Here is a 17,467-nt window from a genome sequence, read left to right on the forward strand (position 1 = left end):
GGGTACATCTATTGCTAAATGGCAATATAACTTTTTCTTGCCTGGTTTGGCTAGTATTCATCTTTTGCTCCTTCCGCCTGCATGCAAGAAAAGGCGGGGGTTCGTCTGGTTGTTTAGTAAGTACTCCTACTCACTCGTGCACTAAGTATAGATTTGAGAAATTAAATTGTCAAGAGATAAAAAGGTCTTTTTGTAATTTCCATATTGGAATAATTCTCGCGTATTTCTTTTTTGTGGCATAATATATATTTTAATGAATAGACTATTTTGAGGCTTTTATGCGCTACTCTTTGTTTGGTTTTATTGGAATTGCGGCATTGCTTGTTGCTTGCTCGCAAACGGTCTCTGCGCCTAAAAATGACGATGATTCGTCTGAAATCAGCAGTTCCAGCAAAAAGGGTACAAGTTCCGAGAGTAAAAACGGTGACAAGAAATCTTCTAGTAGTACAGAGGACCTAGATGAAGATTGTGTCGGGGAGGCAGGGGAGCCTTGGGACGGAACCACTGCGAAGGATTTTGCTTGCGGCGCGGGAACCAAGTTGAGCCCGTACATTATTTTGACTGCGGAACAGCTGGCTCATCTCTCATTTGTTGTGAATTCGAGCGACAAGGCGTACCAGGGCAAGTTCTTTAAGCTCGGAGCTGATATCAAGCTGAACAAAGGCGATGTCATCGACGAAAAGGGCGCCTTGGTTGGTGATTCAACCAAGCTCCACAAGTGGACTCCTATTGGCAATTCGAGCGTTGTCTTTGATGGCGTTTTCGATGGCGATGGACACTCCGTTAGCGGCATGTTCATCAATACCACAAGTACACACAATGGATTGTTTGGAAATTCTAGTGGAACGATACAGAATTTGACTGTTGAGAATTCTTGGGTGTATGGAGGAGAATATTCTGCGGGTATTGTTGGACGTAGTACAGGTTCCGTATTAAGTACGAAAAATTTGGCCAGCGTGTCTGGAAAAGAAGAGTGTATTGGAGGTGTAATTGGTAGTTCTTATCAAAAAGATTATAAGACAAATTCAGTGATAAAAAAAGCTGTAAATATGGGCTTTATTGCTGGTGAAAAAAATGTTGGCGGAGTTGCTGGGTGTGCTACTTATGTTACGGTAGAAGACGCGGAAAATATAGGTGCTATTGAGGGGTTTGGTTATGTTGGAGGAGTATTTGGTGGTGTTGGTAGTTCTTCTAAAAATGAAACGAAAAATTTAAGGAATAGCGGGAATGTTGTTGGAAAACATTTTGTTGGCGGAATCATCGGACATTGCGGAGGCTCTGTTACCTTAAATGATTTGGCCTTAAACAAAACATCAAGTTATTCGTGTTATGATTTTTATCCCTGTGGGGTGATTCAAAAGGCGTATAATGATGGTGATGTGACTGGCTTGCGCTATGTTGGAGGCATTGCTGGTGAAGTGTGCTATGGAACTATTGATAATTTAGTGAATAAGGGTAATATTACTGGAGAAGGGGGTACAGGAGGGATTGTTAGTTCGATGTCCTACACAAAATCAAAATTGCTCTATAATGTTGGGAATATTTCTGGTTTAACCTATGTTGGGGGAATTGTTGGATATAATCAAGAAGGCGTCACCAGTTCCGCTTATTCCACTGGCAAAGTCGATGGTGATTCGCTTATCGGCTTGATGATTGGCTACAACTACAACACTACAATGGCGGACTACTATTATCTGGAGCAAGGCGACCAAGAACCTTTCGGTCTCAATAATGGTGGCGGCGTTGCAAAGCCCAAAACCGCTGATGAAATGAAATCTAACGACTTTGCCGAACTCCTCGGTGACGAATTCGCTTATGATTCCGAACTCAATGATGGGTACCCCGTATTGAAATGGGAGATGGAATAGTTCTTATGAATCGCAAACAGCATTTCAGACCCCATGTGCAAGGTGAATCTCTAGAGAATAAAATCAATCAATTGGGTGATGAATCGTTTGAAACGTTGCTGCTACCGATGGTGACGTTTGTTGCGTCTATATTTATTTGGATGATTTACCTAGGTTTTTTGCCAGTAAGTCTTCTTTCTGCTGTGTTTATGACAATCCTTTTGGTCGTCTTTTCTGTAAGGGCGTTTGTCAAAGTAAGAAAAATTAATAGGCAAATAAGAAATCATCGCAAAGGTCTTGATGGCGAACGTTATGTAGGCACAAAGTTGGAAAGGCTTTCTTCTAACAGTACATTTTTTTTCATGATGTTGTATGCGGAAAATTTAACATAGACCATGTTATAATTAGTACGAAAGGAATATTTACCATTGATACAAAGAATTGGGCATTGCCGGATAGGGATTATAACCAAGCGGACTTTATATTTAAAGATGGTGAACTCATTGATAGCACAGGTGTCTTGCAAAGTGACCTGATGCATAAAATAGAGTCGCAGGGGAGATGGCTAGAAGGGAAGATTAATGAGTGGACGAAAAACCGTTATCCTGTGTATAGAGTTGGTATTATGATAGGGGCGTATGTGGATAATATCAATAAGGATTTCTCCAAATATTGGATAATTAATGATGGCGCCTTTGCCGGGTTGTTTGATAAGGAACGGGAAAAATTTCCTTTAAATGATGTATTAAGAATCGCCGATTCTTTGCAACGTTTTATAGAAAAGCCGATAGCCTGAAAACTTTTCCTATATTTGTTCACATGCTTACGATTAATGGACAGAGTGTCGATGCGGCTGGCAAGACCGTTGCCGAATACCTTGCGGAAGCGGGGTACAATACCGTGCGCATCGCTGTGGAACGGAACGAGGAAATTGTTCCGAAGGCAAAGTATGCCGAGACGGTGCTTGCCGATGGCGATGTCGTCGAGGTTGTGAACTTTGTGGGCGGCGGGTGATGCAATCCGAAATTTCGCAGATGTGCGATTTCCGCGTGCCGACTCGCGAAGAGATGCTTGCCGCGCTAGAAAAGCGGCAAGGTGCAGATGCCGTACGCAAGTTGCAGGCTGCCACGGTTGCCGTTTGCGGCTTGGGCGGGCTTGGTTCAAATATCGCGATTTCCCTGGCGCGTGCCGGAATAGGCAAGCTGGTCCTGATTGATTTCGATTGCGTCGATGTGACGAATTTGCATCGCCAGCAGTACAGGGCGAGCCAGGTTGGCATGCCGAAGCCGGATGCTCTGCTTTCGAACTTGAAAGAGATCGCGCCGTATACGGAATATGAAACTCACTTTGAAAAGGTGACTGCCGAAAATGCGGTCCCGCTCCTGGCCAAGGCCGACGTGGTTTGCGAGGCTTTTGATAATGCCGAGGCGAAGGCGATGCTTGTGAATACGGTGCTCGAAAATATGCCTGAAAAGTACCTAGTCGCGGCTTCTGGAATGGCGGGCTACGATAGCGGAAATTCAATTACGACCCGCAAGGTGACCAAACGCTTTTATGTTTGTGGTGACGGCAAAAGCGATGTGAACGACGGAATCGGGCTCGTTGCTCCCCGTGTGATGCTTTGCGCTGCCCACCAGGCCCTGACGGTGGTGCGGATTATTCTTGACCTAGCGTAAAAAAGGTGCCGCCCAATATCCCGTTGACAATCCATCCATAGAAAAATGATAAAAAAGTGAAAATATCCCCTAAAAAGGGGTATTTTTTTATTGGTGAATTATGGAGATGTTTATGAAAAAGATAAACAGCTTTGTTGCTATTTTGTCCATGGCCGCCTTTTCGGACGCGGCCGTCAATCTGAACGTGAGCCTGGGGGACAGCATCAAGCCGGTGACCCACGTGGCCACGGGCTCGCTTTACGGGCTTACCGAGACGCTTCCCGCCAATATCGAGAAAGATGTCGCCCCGCTCAAGCCGAACGTGTTCCTTTCGCCTGCGCGTAGCGGTAGCGGCCGCCAGCAGGGTATAGGCGGAGCCTTCCTCGTGGCACCGCGTGTGGAAAGCATCGGTGCCAAGATCCAGATCCGCTTGGCCGACGTCTTGCCCGGTTGGCCTTACAAGTTCCAGAACATGGACCACTGGAAAAACGAGGTGAAATCCGTCATCAACGACAAGCTTGCTTCCAAAAACAAGAACTTTGACGGCTACGAAATCTGGAACGAGCCCAATGACACCTGGAAGGTCTCTGGCATCGACTTCAATTCCGGTCTTTGGAAACAGACCTATGATTTGATTCGCCAGATGGACCCGGGGGCAAAAATTATCGGTCCGTCGTATTCTTTTTACCATGCTTCCAAGATGGAAGAATTCGTGAAGTACTGCTCGCAGAACAACTGCATGCCCGACGTTGTAAGCTGGCACCAGTGGGGAAGTGGCGGCTTTGTGGGCGCTGTCGAGACCTACCGCGCTCTCGAAAAGAAGTATAATGTCAAGCCGCGTCCTCTCAGCATCAACGAGTATTCCTCCGAGGAACATTCCGAGGAAGGATGCCCTGGCCTGTCCGTACCGTTTATCGCCAAGTTCGAACGTCACGGTGTCGAAAGCGCCATGATTTCTTGGTGGTTCGTACCGCTTCCGGGCCGTCTGGGGAGTCTCCTTACCTCCAATAACGAACGCGGTGGTGGCTGGTGGCTCTATAAGTGGTATGGCGACATGAGCGGCTACATGGCCAAGGTTACGCCTCCCAACGACAAAAGCGACGGCGTGGACGGCTTTGCCGCCCTCGATAAAAAGAAGGGCTTTGCGAGCATCGTGCTTGGCGGAAACACCAAGGGCGATATCAATGTGAACATCTCGGGCATTCCCTCTGCATTTGGCAACAAGGTGAATGTGACGGTGGAATACGTGGTCTGGGAAAACAAGGACAAGGCCGTTCCTTCGACGAACCTGGTGTCCGACAAGGAATACGACGTGAATGACGGCAAGATTACGGTGCCGGTGAACATCTCGAATACCAAGTACGGCTACCGCGTCTACATCACCCCGATTATCCCGCAGGCTCCTTATAAAGATGTCGCCGCTGCAATCCCGGGCAAGGTCGAAGTCGAAAATTACGATGTCGGCGGTTCGGGCAAGGCTTACCTCGACAAGGACGACGACAACAAGGGCGGCGAGTATCGTGAAGACGCTGTCGATATCGTGAAGGGCGGCTCGGGTTACGCCATCGGCTACACGCAGGAAGGCGAATGGCTCGAATACACCGTGAAGGTGGCCGAGGCGGGCGAGTATGGCCTGTCCGCGAGCTATGCGACTTCTTCGGAAAATGCGGGCTTCAAGCTTTATCTCGACGACAAGGCCGTTACGGACGACGTGATATTCCCGCAGGGTAGCGACTGGGAGACTTATTCCACGTTAGATGCGGGAAAGGTGAACCTCACGGCGGGCGAGCATGTGCTCAGGCTCGAAATCGTTGGCAATTACGTAAACATTGACTGGCTTGATTTTTGTGCGGCGGCTCAGTGCGGAACAGCCGATACCTCGTCGACAGTTGATACTACGACTTCGGTCGCAGCACGCATCATGCGGTTCGGTTCGTCGGGTGTTTCCTGCTACAGCGTGTTCGACATGCAGGGAAAATTTATTGCGCGCTTCATGGGCGAGGGCTCCGAAAATCTGCAGGCGAAGACTGCCTCTCTGGTCAAGCGTCCCGGATCCTACCTGGTCAAGTCGCAAGAGGGCGGACGTATCTTCCGCGTTATAGTCAAGTAGCCTTTACATCGTAAAATTTCTAAATTTCCCGCCATGAAAACGATAGAAGTCGTGGCGGGTATTATTTGTGATGGCGATCCGCGGTTGGCGGGGACTAGGATGCTCGCTACCCAGCGCGGTTATGGCGACTATAAGGATTACTGGGAATTCCCCGGCGGAAAGATGGAACCCGGCGAGACTCCCGAGCAGGCGCTTGTTCGCGAACTTAGGGAAGAACTGGCCGTCGATGTCCTTGTCGGTGATTTTGTATGCACCGTGGAATACGATTATCCCGCTTTTCACTTGACCATGCACTGCTATCTTTGCACGGTTGCGGGCGGAAAGTCTCCCGAACTGCTGGAACACGAAGCTGCAAGGTGGCTCTCTCCTGCGGAGTTGCATTCTGTGGATTGGCTCCCCGCCGATTTGCTGGTGGTGGAGGCGTTAGAAAAACGTTAAGAAATTCTATATTTTACTCCGAAAAAGCGGAAAAAGGTAAAGTAAAATGGAAGAAAAAAAAGATACTCTCGTTATTGGAAATCATGAATTTACATCGCGGTTTATCTTGGGGTCTGGCAAGTATTCGCTGAAGCTGATTGAGGCTGCGGTGCGCGATGCGGGTGCACAGATTGTGACACTCGCGGTGCGCCGGGCGAACACGAAGGACCATGAAAATATTCTGGACTATATCCCGAAAGGAGTGACCTTGCTCCCCAATACCTCCGGCGCCCGCACCGCCGACGAGGCGGTCCGCATCGCGCGCCTTTCCCGCGAGCTCGGCTGCGGCGATTTCGTGAAGATTGAAATCATGCGTGATACGAAGTATCTCTTGCCGGACAACTACGAGACGGTGAAGGCGACCGAGACGCTTGCGAAGGAGGGCTTCGTGGTGATGCCCTACATGTATCCGGATTTGAACGTGGCGCGCGACCTCGTGAACGCGGGGGCCGCCGCCGTGATGCCGCTTGCTGCCCCGATCGGGAGCAACAAGGGCCTTTCCACTCGTGAGTTTATTCAAATTCTGATTGACGAAATTGAACTTCCGGTTATCGTGGATGCAGGAATCGGGAAACCCTCCGAGGCCTGTGCCGCAATGGAGATGGGGGCCGCCGCGATCATGGCGAATACGGCGCTTGCCACGGCTGGCGATTTGCCTATGATGGCGCAGAGCTTCAAGCTTGCAATCGAGGCGGGTCGCAAGGCCTACCTTGCAGGCCTTGGGCGCGTCCTTACGCGCGGCGCTTCCGCGTCCGACCCGCTCACGGGATTCCTGCGGGACTAGTCCGCTCTGTCGCAGAAAAATTTTTTGCTAAATTAAAGGCGTTAAATTCAAATACAGGAACCGTTATGGAAAACATTACCCAGATTTGGAAAAAGATTCAGTCCCCCGAATTCAACCCGGCAACCGACATGGGCCTGGTCGAACAGGTAAAGCAGGTAGCGCTGACCTCCCAGGAGCCCGCCAAGGTGAGCTTCGGTACGTCCGGCTGGCGCGGTGAAATCGGTTCCGAATTTACGCTCCGCAACCTCCAGGTGGTGGGTGCCGCCATCGTTCGCCTCTACAAGGAAGCGACTCCTGAACTTTTCGAAGCTCTCGGCGTGAAGGATTTTGCCGAACTCCAGAAGCGCGGCGTGGTCGTTGGCCACGACAACCGCCTCCTCGGTCACGAATTCTGCGAGGCCGTTGCCGACCAGTTCGCGAAGGCCGGCGTGAAGGTCTACTACGGTGGCGAAATGCCGACTCCGGAATTCAGCGCCGCAATCGAGATGCTCGGTGCCGCCTGCTCCATCAACATGACCCCGAGCCACAACCCGAGCCACTACAACGGCATCAAGTTCAACCCGGCCGACGGCGGTCCTGCCGGTCCGGAAATCACGAACGTCATCACCAAGCTCAGCAACGAAATGATGGCCACCTGGAAGTTTGAACCGGTGGGCAAGGTTGACTGGGAACTCATCGACTCTCTCAAGATTTACAAGGAATTCCTCGTGAAGCAGGGAACCATCAAGTTCGACCGCATCAAGGAATTCATCAAGAAGGGCCGTCTGACCCTCGTGTGCGACCACGTGCACGGCTCTACCCGCCGCCGCCCGGCTGCGCTGCTCGACAATCCGGAATGCCTCATCACGCTCCGCAACGAGGATGACTCCCTGTTCGGCGGCATCGCCCCGGAACCGTCCAGCAAGAACCTCGAGAAGGTCCGCAAGGTGCTCGACGAAAGCAAGAGCGAATTCCGCCTCGGTGCAATTTTTGACCCGGATGGCGACCGCATCCGCTTCTACGACGGCACGCGCGAAATCGACATGAACCAGTTCGGTGCCATCGCGTTCCACTACATGGCAACCTGGCGCAAGGAACAGGGCTGCGTCGCGAAGTCCGTCGCGACCTCCAACTTCGTGAACATCATTGCCGAAAAGCTTGGCGTGCCCGTGATGGAAACTCCGGTGGGCTTCAAGAACTTCCGCCCGTGGCTCAGCCGCAATGCGAAGCAGAAGGCTCTCGTCGCATTCGAAGAATCCGACGGTATCTCGGGCCTCAACAACACGCTCGAGAAGGATGCCCAGTTCGGCCTCCTCATCGCTCTTGAAATCATGGCGGTGACCGGCAAGAACCTCGGTGAATACCTCGACGCCCTTTACGAAGAATATGGCCGCTTCTACCCGACCCGTTCGGGCTTCGAAGTCGACAAGTCCCTCGTGGGTGCTCCCTTGAAGGCCAAGGTCGACGCCATCGCCGAAATCGCGAAGCCGGGGGCAAAGGTCTTGGTCGGCAAGAATGAAAAGACCGTGAAGCAGCTCCTCACGCTCGACGGCGTGAAGGTCATCTTCGAAGACGACTCCTGGATGCTCGTGCGTCCGTCGGGTACCGAACCGAAGGTGCGCATCTACACCGAATGCCGTGAACCGGACGAAAAGGACCCGATGTTCGAGGCGGCGAAGGCGCTGTTCTTCAAGAATTAAGTGTTTTATTTGGGGAAAAGGAAAGCATATATGAAAAAAATACTGATATTACTTGTGCTGGCGCTTTCCATGGTGGGCTATGCACAGGAAGGTTCTATAAGGCCTAAGTTCCAGGCCTTCTCCGGTGCGTTGCTCAAGCTCAAGGATTCGGAGAAGGGTTTTTTGAAGTTCTCGCTGAAGGTGGATGTCGCCCCCTGGGCGTTCCAGGCCATCGGTGAGGTTCGAGCTCCCAACGGCGATCCCGAGCTTCTGCGCGAAGCCCTTTTCGAAGGCGAAGTCTATGCGGTTCTTGCCTATATTGACAATTCCCCCGTGGAAGTCAATGGCGAACAGTATAACGTGGGCCTCTTCGACATCATGCTCTACTATGATGAAGAACCGACCACGATCCGTAACCTGAAGTTCAGGCTGTTGCCTCCGGCTGATGACGATTGGTCGAAGGGAATCCTCAACGACGCTCTTGCTTCGGGCTCGCTTCTTGGCCAGATCTGGAAGGGCAAGTACGAAAGGGCTATCACGAAGGCTTCCGCCGATCCGATTGACAAGCGCAAGCTTCAGTCCATGAAGAAGAAAAAGATGGAAGCGGAGGATTCCGAAATGTCTGTTGCCGAGAAGAGGAAACAGCGCATGAAGGATATGGCTGACGACGATCAGCCGAAGAAGAAAAAGAAAAAAATGTCCAACAGGGATGAATGCGACGACCCGAACCTTTCTCCGAGAGAAAAGAAGCGTTGCCGCATGAAGAAAAAGTAAAAGTTTCACTAAATCGAAAACCTGAATTATTCGAGGTAATCTATGTCCGGTCACTCCAAATGGGCCACCACCAAACGCAAGAAAGCCAAGACTGACGTCGCTCGTGCGAAGGCTTGGAACAAGCTTATCAAGGAAATCTCCATTGCTGCTAAGCTCGGCGGCGGAAACCCTGACGCAAACCCGCGCCTGCGTGCGGCAATTCTCAAGTCCAAGAGCCAGAGCTTGCCGACCAAGAACATCGAAAGCGCCATCGCCAAGGGTACGGGTGCAAACTCCGGTACCGAAATGACGGAACCGCTCTACGAAGGACGCGGCCCGGCCGGCATTGCCATCATGGTGCAGTGCCTGACCGACAACAAGGTTCGTACGGTTGCCGAAATCCGCAACATCTTCAACAAGAACAACGGTTCCATGGGTGAATCGGGCTCCGTTTCCTGGGCCTTCACCTACAAGGGCGTGATCATTGTCGACGCAGAAAAGTATCCTGAAGACCAGGTGATGGACCTCGTGCTCGAAGCAGGTGCCGAAGACATGTCCACCGAAGACGGCGTGCATGAAATCTCCACCTCTCCGGAAGCTTTCGACGCCGTTTCCAAGGCTCTCGAAGCCGCCGGAATCGAGATGATGAGCGCTGAAATCACCTACGTCGCGAATGACCCGGTCAAGCTCGGTCACGACGATGCCGTGAAGCTCCTCAAGCTCATCGACAAGTTCGAAGACCACGACGACGTCCAGGATGTTTACCACAACGCCGAAATCGACGAAGCCGATATGGACGCTGCTGAGTAAGCTCTATTCGTTCCAAAAATTGAAAAACCGATTGCCTGGAGCAGTCGGTTTTTTTGTGCTTGAGGAGTGATGCGGCTTATCGCCCGAGAGTCTCGCGGTAGCTGTGCACTGCCGCCTTGTAGGTGCTCACGGCCTTCGCTATTCGGTCGGCGATATCTTCCTGGCCGGCCTTGCTCATCATGTAGGCCTCGTCGTCGAGGTTGCTGATGAATCCGATTTCGAATAGCACTGCGGGCATGAGCGCACCCACGAGCACCATGAACCCGGCACCTCCGACGCCTCCCGCCTGCCTGCGGATTTTTCCGCCGTCCATCGCCTTGAGCATTTCCTCGGTGAACATGTAGCTGTTCTGTTTATACTTTTCGAGACGGGCTTCCAGCTTGAACCATTCGATGGGGGAGAGTTCCTCTTTCGCGTTCTTTTCGCCGTAGAGGGTCGCCACCTTGTTTTCGCGGCGGGCTATCGCCTTGTCTTCTTCGCTTTCGGGGGCACGGAGCACGTACACATGGTAACCCCTGATTTGCTTCTTGCGTTCGGGAGTCGCATCGACGGCGTTGCAGTGGAGGCTGATGAACAGGTCTCCATCCCACTGGTTCGCGAGGTTGGCGCGCTGCCCGAGTTCGATAAACACGTCCTTGTCGCGGGTCATTTTTATGTTGAACCCTTCTTTCGCGAGCGCCTTTTTCAGGAGCTTGCCGATGGCGAGAACGAGGTCCTTCTCCTGCGAATTCTTGCCGAGAGCGCCAGAATCCTTGCCGCCGTGGCCGGGGTCAATTACGATGGTCTTGACTTCTCGGGTGCCCGCGGTCTCGTTCTTCGGCTTGGTTGCAGAAACCGCCTTCTGGTCTGCCTTTGCGGGCGCTGCCGCGGGTTCGGCCTTCGCGGAACTTGCCGAACCGGTCGAAGAGCTCGAATCCTTTGCTGCGGCTGAACTGCTGCTGGCAGGAACTTTCTTGAAAATCTGCTTCGCGTCCTCTTCTGCAATCCACAGGTGCCCGTCTTCGAGGACGGGGCTTGCGGATAAATCGATGGTTCCGCCGTTCACCGAAGCGAAGGGAATGCCGACTGCAAACTTGGCTGTGTCTTCCTCGGTGACGAGGATGAACGATTTCTGGATGGGGAACCAGTGGAAAGAGGCGCCGTTCTGTTTGGCGAAAGCTTCAGCATCGACGGCACTGACGTCGGCGAAGGACATTGCCCAGCCGATTATCAGCAACAGGGCGAAAACTAGCGGTGTGCCTTTGCGGCGCGGTCCATTTCCAGCTTCGCTTCGCGGTTGATTATATCCTGTCGCTTGTCGCGTTGATCCTTGCCTCTGCATATTCCAATTTCGAGTTTTGCCCGTCGGTTCTTAAAGTATAGTTTCAGCGGGACGATGGTGCAACCCTTAAGTTCCTTCGCCTTGCGCATTTTCTGGATTTCGTGCGCGTGGGCGAGGAGCTTGCGCTTGCGGGCGGGGAAGTGGTTGAACCTGTTCGCGAAAAGGTATTCGTCGATGCGGGCGCCAATGAGCCAGAGTTCGTCTTTCTTGTCGTCGACGTCGACCCAGGCTTCACCGATGGTGCACTTGCCGTCGCGGATGGACTTGACCTCGGAGCCGATGAGCATGATGCCCACCTCGAACGTCTCGTCGACGAAATAGAGGTGGCTTGCCTTGCGGTTCATGATGACCGGCGTGCTCTGTTGCTCCTTCTTTGCCATGCGCTAAGCCTTCTTGCCCCAGCCGCTCTTCTTGCCGCTGGCCTTGCTGCTTTCGAGGGCCTTCGATTCCCAGCCGACCTTCTTCTTCTGTACGTGCGGGATGGCCTCGTCGAGAGCCTGTACGAGTTCCTTGCAGCCGTCGCCCGTCATGGCGGACGTCACGATGACCTTCTGGCGGTGTTTCTTGAATTCCTTGATGGCGTTCTCGATTCCGAGATCGTCCTTGTTGAGTGCAATCACGAAGGGCTTTTCGGCGAGCTTCGGGTGGAATGCCTTGAGTTCGCTCTTGAGCACGGTAAACTGCTCGTAGGCGTTCTCGGCAAAACCGTCGATGACGAACAGGAGCGTGTGCGTGCGTTCGATGTGCTTGAGGAACTGGTGCCCGAGGCCCTTGCCCTCGCTGGCGCCTTCCAGCAGGCCGGGAATGTCGGCGACCACGAAACTGTGGCCGTTCGTCTGCACGATGCCGAGCACCGGTTCGAGGGTGGTAAACGGATAGTCGCCGACTTTCGGGCGTCCGCTCGAAATCTTGTTCACGAGGCTCGACTTGCCCGCGTTCGGGAACCCGACCAGGCCCACGTCGGCCATGAGCTTGAGTTCCAGGAAAAGTTCGCGCTTTTCGCCCTTTTCGCCGGGTGTGCACTTGCGGGGTGCCTGCACCTTCGGGGTCGCGAAATGCTGGTTGCCCATCCCGCCCTTGCCGCCGCGCGCCGCAATCCATTTCTGGCCCGGCTGCGTGAGGTCTGCGAGGATGCGACCTTCGGAATCCTTCACGATGGTACCACGCGGGACATCGACGATGAGGTCTTCGGCGCTACGCCCGGTGCAGCGCTTCGCTCCACCCGGCTGGCCGCCCAGCGCCTTGTACACGCGTGCGTTGCCCATGTCGAGGAGCGTGGAATACTGCTCGTTCACCTGCAGAATCACGTGACCGCCGCGACCGCCGTCGCCGCCGTCAGGGCCTCCGAGGGGAACAAACTTTTCGCGGTGGAAGCTCACGATGCCGTCACCGCCCTTGCCGGAGCGCACTTCAATGGTTTTTTCGTCTAGGAACATAGGCCAAATGTAGAAATTTTAGAGGCTTTCGTGCTTGCTCATGCAGTGCAGGCTTCCACCTTCCTCGATGACGGTGCGGCAGTCGAGTCCGATGACGAACCGGTCAGGATAAACGCTCTCGAAATATTTCTGGGCGACGGAATCGTTCTTGCATTTGTATTTGGGGTAAATTAGTCCGCCGTTCACAAAAATAAAGTTCATGTAGCTTGCCGGGAGAATCTGTCCGTCGCTTAGCTTTCGCTGCGGCGGGAGCGCAAGCGTGTCCACCTTCGATTTTTTTCCGTAATAGGCGCCGAGCCAGGTTTCTAGGAGGTATTTAGCCTCAGCAAGGATGGGGGCGTTCGGTCCCTTGCGGCTTGTATCCCATGACATGACGATGCGGTCCTTGGCGACGAATCTGGCTACGTTGTCGATATGTCCGTCCGTGTGGTCGCCGTTGAGACCGCGGGGAAGGATGAGCAGACTCTTGAGGCCGAGCATCTGGCATATCGCCTTGATGATCTTTGTCAGGTCTTCCGGCTTGTTGCGGTTCTTGCCTACAAGGCAGTCCAGTGTCGTGATTCCGAGACCATCCCCGTTTACTTCAATGGCACCCCCTTCGAAAATATAGGGAATGCTTTTGCCCTTGGCATATTTGAATGCTTTTGCAATTCTGGCGGGAATCTGGTTGTCGTTTTTCCAGGGCGGGAATTTTGCGCCCCACGCATTGAATACGGATTCAGAGACGGCTGTCTTGTTTCCCTTTTTTACGAAGAACGGACCATAGTCACGAATCCAGATATCATCGGTCTTGAGCGGAATGAACGTGGCCGGAAAAGGACGGTCGGCTACAGCGAATTTTTCTTCGGCTGTAAGGAAATCCAGTTTCGGGAGCAGCACGTTGACAGGCTGGAACTCGCTAATGGTACGGATGAGGTCGATGTAGAACTTGCGAATCTTGATTCCGCGTTCTCCGTGCCAGTTCTGCTTGTTGTGCGGGAAGGCTAGCCATGTAGCCTTTTGGTTTTCCCATTCGGCGGGATAGCGAATTTTCGTTGTCATTATTCACCCCAGATTTTGAGGATGTCCTTGTAAAGGTCGATGCGGCGGTCGCGGAAATGCGGCCACCAGCGGCGATTCTCTTCGGTTTCGGCGAGGTCGATTTCTACGGTAGAGACACCGAGAAAATCGGGCGCGCATTTTTCCAAAATGTAGCCGTCGGGTGCGGCGGCAAAGCTCGTGCCCCAGAAGGTAAGGTGTCCTTCGGTACCGATGCGGTTAGCCGCCACCACGAACGTGCGGTTTGCGATGGCGTGCCCGCGCATGACGGTTGTCCAGCTGTCTTGCTGGCGCGGGTAGATTTCCTTGGGCTCAGAATCCATCCAGCCAATGGCCGTGGGGTAGATGAGCACGTCTGCGCCCTTGAGACTCATGATGCGGGCGGCTTCCGGGAACCACTGGTCCCAGCAAATGAGCACGCCGAGGGTGCCTGCGGATGTCTTGATAGGCTCGAAACCCGTGTCACCCGGGATGAAGTAGTATTTTTCGTAGAAGGCGGGATCGTCGGGAATGTGGCTCTTGCGGTAGAGGCCTGCAATGCTGCCGTCGCGCTCGAACACGAAGGCGGAATTGTGGTAGATGCCGCGGGCGCGTTTCTCGAAGAAGGGGAACACCACCACGGCGTTCAGTTCTTTGGCGATGCCCTGCCACTGCGCTACCAGCGGGTGGTCCTTTTCAATCGCAAGGTCAAAGAAGTCCGCGTTTTCCTCGAAGGGGAAATAGGGCGTATGGAAAAGTTCCGGCAGAACCACCAGGTCGTAGCCCTTGCCCTTGAGGGCGCGGGCCTGTTCCACGTACCAGGCGTTGTTGCTGTCGAAATCGCCTGTCCACTTGCCTTGCAAAGTTGCGACTTTAATCTTGCTCATAAGTCATCCCCGCGATTCTTGTTGTCATTCCGCGTTTTTGTCATCCTCGCGCAGGCGAGGATCTAATTACTTTTCGAAATATTCCTTCGCCTTCTTCACGACGTCTTCGACCTTGACCATGGAGAATTCCTTCTCGTTGCGGAACTTCCATTCGACTTCACCGTTGGCAAGTCCCTTCTTGCCGATGGCGATGCGCACCGGAGAGCCCCACAGGTCGGCGTCCTTGAATTTGACGCCCGGACGTTCGTCGCGGTCGTCCACGAGCACGTCGATGCCGGCGGCTTCGAGTTCCTTTTCGAACTTTTCGGCGAGTTCCACGAGTTCGGCTTCCTTGCCGATGGGGACGATTTCCACCTGGAACGGAGCGATGGACTTGGGCCAAATCGGTCCGAAGTCATCGTGGCTGTTTTCCACGACGGATGCCATCAGGCGGCCCACGCCAATGCCGTAGCAGCCCATGATGGCCGGAGCGGTCGTCTTTTCGGCCGTGAGGAACTTCGCACCCATGGATTCGGAGAACTTGGTGCCGAGCTTGAAGATGTTGCCCATTTCGATACCGCGAGTTTCGGTGAGGAGTTCGCCGCAGCAGGGGCACTTGCAGACTTCGCTCGCTTCGGCAATGTCCGCCACTTCGAACTTCGGGAAGTCGCGCTTCGGGTTGCAATGCTTGAAGTGGAAGCCTTCTTCGTTGGCGCCGGTCACGAGGTCGAAGGAATCTGCAATCGCTTCGTCCACGATGATGCGGGTGTCGTGAGAATTGATCGGGGAAGCAAAGCCCGGAACCATGCCGCAGGCCTTGATGAGGCTGTCTTCGGCAGGGTAAAGTTCCTTCGCCTTCAGTAGGTTGTGGAGCTTGATTTCGGAAACGTCGAGGTTGCCCGGGACAACGACCGTGATGAGCTTGCCTTCGAAGTCGAAGAACACGCACTTGGCAGTTGATTCGGCAGGCACGTTCAGGAACTTGGTGAGATCTTCGATGCTTGCGCAGTGCGGAGTTTCGACCTTTTCGAGAGCTGCATTTTCGTCGCCCTTGAACGGCACACGCTGGAACTTGGCGATTTCGCGGTTGGCCTGGTAGCCGCACTTCTTACAAAGAATCAAGTAATCTTCGCCGTTCGGAGTATCCAGCATGAATTCGTGAGCGACCTTACCGCCCATGATGCCGGTATCGCTCTGCACCACCACCGGTTCAATGCCCACGCGACGGTAGATGCGCAGGTAGGCGTCGTATTCTTCCTGGTAGTGACGGTCCAGGTCTTCCTGACTGGTGTGGAAGCTGTATGCATCCTTCATCAGGAATTCGCGGACGCGGATAAGGCCGCCGCGGGCGCGGGCTTCGTCGCGGTACTTGGTCTTGAACTGGTAGAGCATCACCGGCAGCTGCTTGTAGCTGTTGAGCACGTAGCGTACGAGGTCGGTCATGGCCTCTTCGTGAGTCATGGCAAGCACCATGTTGTGGTTGTTGCGATCCTTGAAGCGCAGCAGTTCTTCGCCGATGGCCTGGTAACGGCCAGATTCGCTCCAGAGTTCAGCGGTCTGCACCACCGGCAGGTCCACTTCGATACCGCCAATCTTGTTCATTTCTTCGCGGATGATGTTCACGATCTTCTGGATTACGCGGAAACCCATCGGCATCATGGAGTAGATACCGGTAGAGACGGGCTTGATGTAACCGCCGCGCATGAGGAAGATGTGGGAGGGCATGGTGGCATCGCTGGGCGTTTCGCGGAGCGTCACATAGAAGTACTTCGAGAGTTTCATTTTTTGTCCTTTTTGGCGGGCCTGCCGCCGTATAATTTCGGAGGGGAAAGATAGAAAAATGAAACGTGGTCGTCCGATTTCTTCCAATGTCAAGAAAAGATGATTGAAAAGGAGGGCGGAATGGGTGCAAGAATGTTTGTAAACTGAATTTTACATCAAAAAGCGCTTTTTATCGCCAAAAAGCACCATTTCGTCTTTTTTTTCAAAAAATTTGCAGAATTTGGTATTTTTTTGCGAAAATAGCATATATATTACTATCGAAATTTTCTGGATTAGGGCTAGCAGGGCCGTTTTTTGTCGTGTAATCCCAATCCGGAGCGTAATTTGGAGATATATATGGCAGAAGACTTGCAATACCTTATGGAACGCATCCAGAAAGATGCTGTCGATAAAGCAGAAAACGAGGCGGCGGCTATCATTGCCAAGGCCAAGGAAAAGGCGGCCGATATCGTGAAGGCTGCCGAGGCCGAAGCGTCCGCCCGTCTGGAAAAGGCCGACAAGGACGCCGAAGCGTTCACGGAACGTAGCGAACGCACCCTTGAACAGTCCGCCCGCGACCTCCTGCTTTCGGTAGGCAAGAACCTTGAAAAGATGATTATGGACCTGTTGAACCTCGAGGTGGAGAAGTCCCTGGACGAATCCACCGTCAAGAGCATGCTCCTCACGGTAGCCAAGTCCTATACCTCCGACATCGAGGTGGATTTCTCCGACGCCGATGCCCGCAAGCTCAGCTCCTTTGTGATGGGCGAGTTCAAGAAGCAGCTTTCCGCCGGCGTGAAGGTCGAAAGCGACAAGGGCGTCAAGTTCGGCTTCCGCATCAAGCTCGATGGCGGCAAGGTCACCCACGAATTTACAGAAGCTGCAATGGCCGACGCTCTTTCGGCCCTGCTCCGTCCGCAACTTGCCAGAGTGGTAAACGCTGCCGCACAGGCGAAGTAACGCGGGTACTTG

The 17,467-nt window shown here is 53.3% G+C and carries 18 protein-coding genes; 12 read left to right on the plus strand and 6 right to left on the minus strand.

Annotation, left to right across the window (positions count from 1 at the left end; genetic code table 11):
- The first annotated feature begins 278 nt into the window (after positions 1-278).
- The 11 genes from B2952_RS04555 (at position 279) to B2952_RS04605 (ending at position 10,094) form a co-directional block, all read left to right on the plus strand.
- Positions 279-1,868 carry a hypothetical protein gene (locus B2952_RS04555; protein ID WP_290728060.1) on the plus strand — a complete coding sequence of 530 codons (1,590 nt, stop codon included), beginning with the start codon at positions 279-281 and terminating at the stop codon, positions 1,866-1,868.
- Positions 1,869-1,873: 5 nt separating this feature from the next.
- Positions 1,874-2,239 carry a hypothetical protein gene (locus tag B2952_RS04560; protein WP_290728062.1) on the plus strand — a complete coding sequence of 122 codons (366 nt, stop codon included), beginning with the start codon at positions 1,874-1,876 and terminating at the stop codon, positions 2,237-2,239.
- A gap of 11 nt (positions 2,240-2,250) precedes the next feature.
- On the plus strand, positions 2,251-2,643 hold the full coding sequence (locus tag B2952_RS04565; RefSeq protein WP_290728091.1) for a hypothetical protein: 393 nt from the start codon (positions 2,251-2,253) through the stop codon (positions 2,641-2,643).
- Between the two features lie 23 nt (positions 2,644-2,666).
- The gene (thiS, locus tag B2952_RS04570) at positions 2,667-2,861 is read left to right on the plus strand and encodes a sulfur carrier protein ThiS (protein WP_072978161.1); all 195 of its coding nucleotides are present in this window, start codon (positions 2,667-2,669) and stop codon (positions 2,859-2,861) included.
- Positions 2,861-3,523 (plus strand): thiamine biosynthesis protein ThiF, encoded by a 663-nt coding sequence (gene thiF, locus B2952_RS04575; RefSeq protein WP_290728064.1) that lies wholly within the window; start codon positions 2,861-2,863, stop codon positions 3,521-3,523. The genes thiS and thiF overlap by 1 nt, the downstream gene beginning before the upstream one ends.
- A 112-nt stretch (positions 3,524-3,635) precedes the next feature.
- Entirely contained in the window at positions 3,636-5,612 is a 1,977-nt protein-coding gene (locus tag B2952_RS04580) for a cellulase family glycosylhydrolase (RefSeq protein ID WP_290728066.1), read from the plus strand.
- 33 nt (positions 5,613-5,645) lie between these two features.
- On the plus strand, positions 5,646-6,050 hold the full coding sequence (locus tag B2952_RS04585) for a (deoxy)nucleoside triphosphate pyrophosphohydrolase (RefSeq protein WP_290735698.1): 405 nt from the start codon (positions 5,646-5,648) through the stop codon (positions 6,048-6,050).
- Positions 6,051-6,096: 46 nt separating this feature from the next.
- On the plus strand, positions 6,097-6,873 hold the full coding sequence (locus B2952_RS04590; RefSeq protein ID WP_290725885.1) for a thiazole synthase: 777 nt from the start codon (positions 6,097-6,099) through the stop codon (positions 6,871-6,873).
- A 65-nt stretch (positions 6,874-6,938) separates the two neighbouring features.
- Positions 6,939-8,552, plus strand: a complete 1,614-nt coding sequence (locus tag B2952_RS04595; protein WP_290735701.1) for a phosphomannomutase — start codon at positions 6,939-6,941, stop codon at positions 8,550-8,552.
- A 30-nt stretch (positions 8,553-8,582) separates the two neighbouring features.
- Complete coding sequence (locus B2952_RS04600) at positions 8,583-9,305, plus strand: hypothetical protein (protein WP_173366346.1); 723 nt, start codon at positions 8,583-8,585, stop codon at positions 9,303-9,305.
- A gap of 42 nt (positions 9,306-9,347) precedes the next feature.
- Positions 9,348-10,094 (plus strand): YebC/PmpR family DNA-binding transcriptional regulator, encoded by a 747-nt coding sequence (locus tag B2952_RS04605; RefSeq protein ID WP_173366345.1) that lies wholly within the window; start codon positions 9,348-9,350, stop codon positions 10,092-10,094.
- A gap of 76 nt (positions 10,095-10,170) precedes the next feature.
- On the opposite strand, the gene B2952_RS04610 is transcribed toward B2952_RS04605, so the two are convergent.
- From B2952_RS04610 to B2952_RS04635, 6 genes are all read right to left on the minus strand, one after another.
- Positions 10,171-11,289, minus strand: a complete 1,119-nt coding sequence (locus tag B2952_RS04610) for an N-acetylmuramoyl-L-alanine amidase family protein (protein WP_290735704.1) — start codon at positions 11,287-11,289, stop codon at positions 10,171-10,173.
- Between the two features lie 32 nt (positions 11,290-11,321).
- Entirely contained in the window at positions 11,322-11,795 is a 474-nt protein-coding gene (smpB, locus tag B2952_RS04615) for an SsrA-binding protein SmpB (RefSeq protein WP_173366342.1), read from the minus strand.
- 3 nt (positions 11,796-11,798) lie between these two features.
- Entirely contained in the window at positions 11,799-12,851 is a 1,053-nt protein-coding gene (gene obgE, locus B2952_RS04620) for a GTPase ObgE (RefSeq protein ID WP_290728076.1), read from the minus strand.
- Between the two features lie 18 nt (positions 12,852-12,869).
- Positions 12,870-13,892, minus strand: a complete 1,023-nt coding sequence (locus B2952_RS04625; protein ID WP_173381959.1) for an agmatine deiminase family protein — start codon at positions 13,890-13,892, stop codon at positions 12,870-12,872.
- Positions 13,892-14,755 (minus strand): carbon-nitrogen hydrolase, encoded by an 864-nt coding sequence (locus B2952_RS04630; protein ID WP_290728078.1) that lies wholly within the window; start codon positions 14,753-14,755, stop codon positions 13,892-13,894. The genes B2952_RS04625 and B2952_RS04630 overlap by 1 nt, the downstream gene beginning before the upstream one ends.
- Before the next feature lie 66 nt (positions 14,756-14,821).
- Positions 14,822-16,516 (minus strand): proline--tRNA ligase, encoded by a 1,695-nt coding sequence (locus B2952_RS04635; RefSeq protein ID WP_290735707.1) that lies wholly within the window; start codon positions 16,514-16,516, stop codon positions 14,822-14,824.
- Positions 16,517-16,852: 336 nt separating this feature from the next.
- On the opposite strand from B2952_RS04635, the gene B2952_RS04640 reads away from it, so the two are divergent.
- Positions 16,853-17,455 (plus strand): ATPase, encoded by a 603-nt coding sequence (locus B2952_RS04640; RefSeq protein WP_088627877.1) that lies wholly within the window; start codon positions 16,853-16,855, stop codon positions 17,453-17,455.
- Positions 17,456-17,467: the final 12 nt, after the last annotated feature.

Origin of the sequence: Fibrobacter sp. UBA7003 (genome assembly GCA_002449765.1) — a bacterium.
Taxonomy (GTDB): domain Bacteria; phylum Fibrobacterota; class Fibrobacteria; order Fibrobacterales; family Fibrobacteraceae; genus Fibrobacter.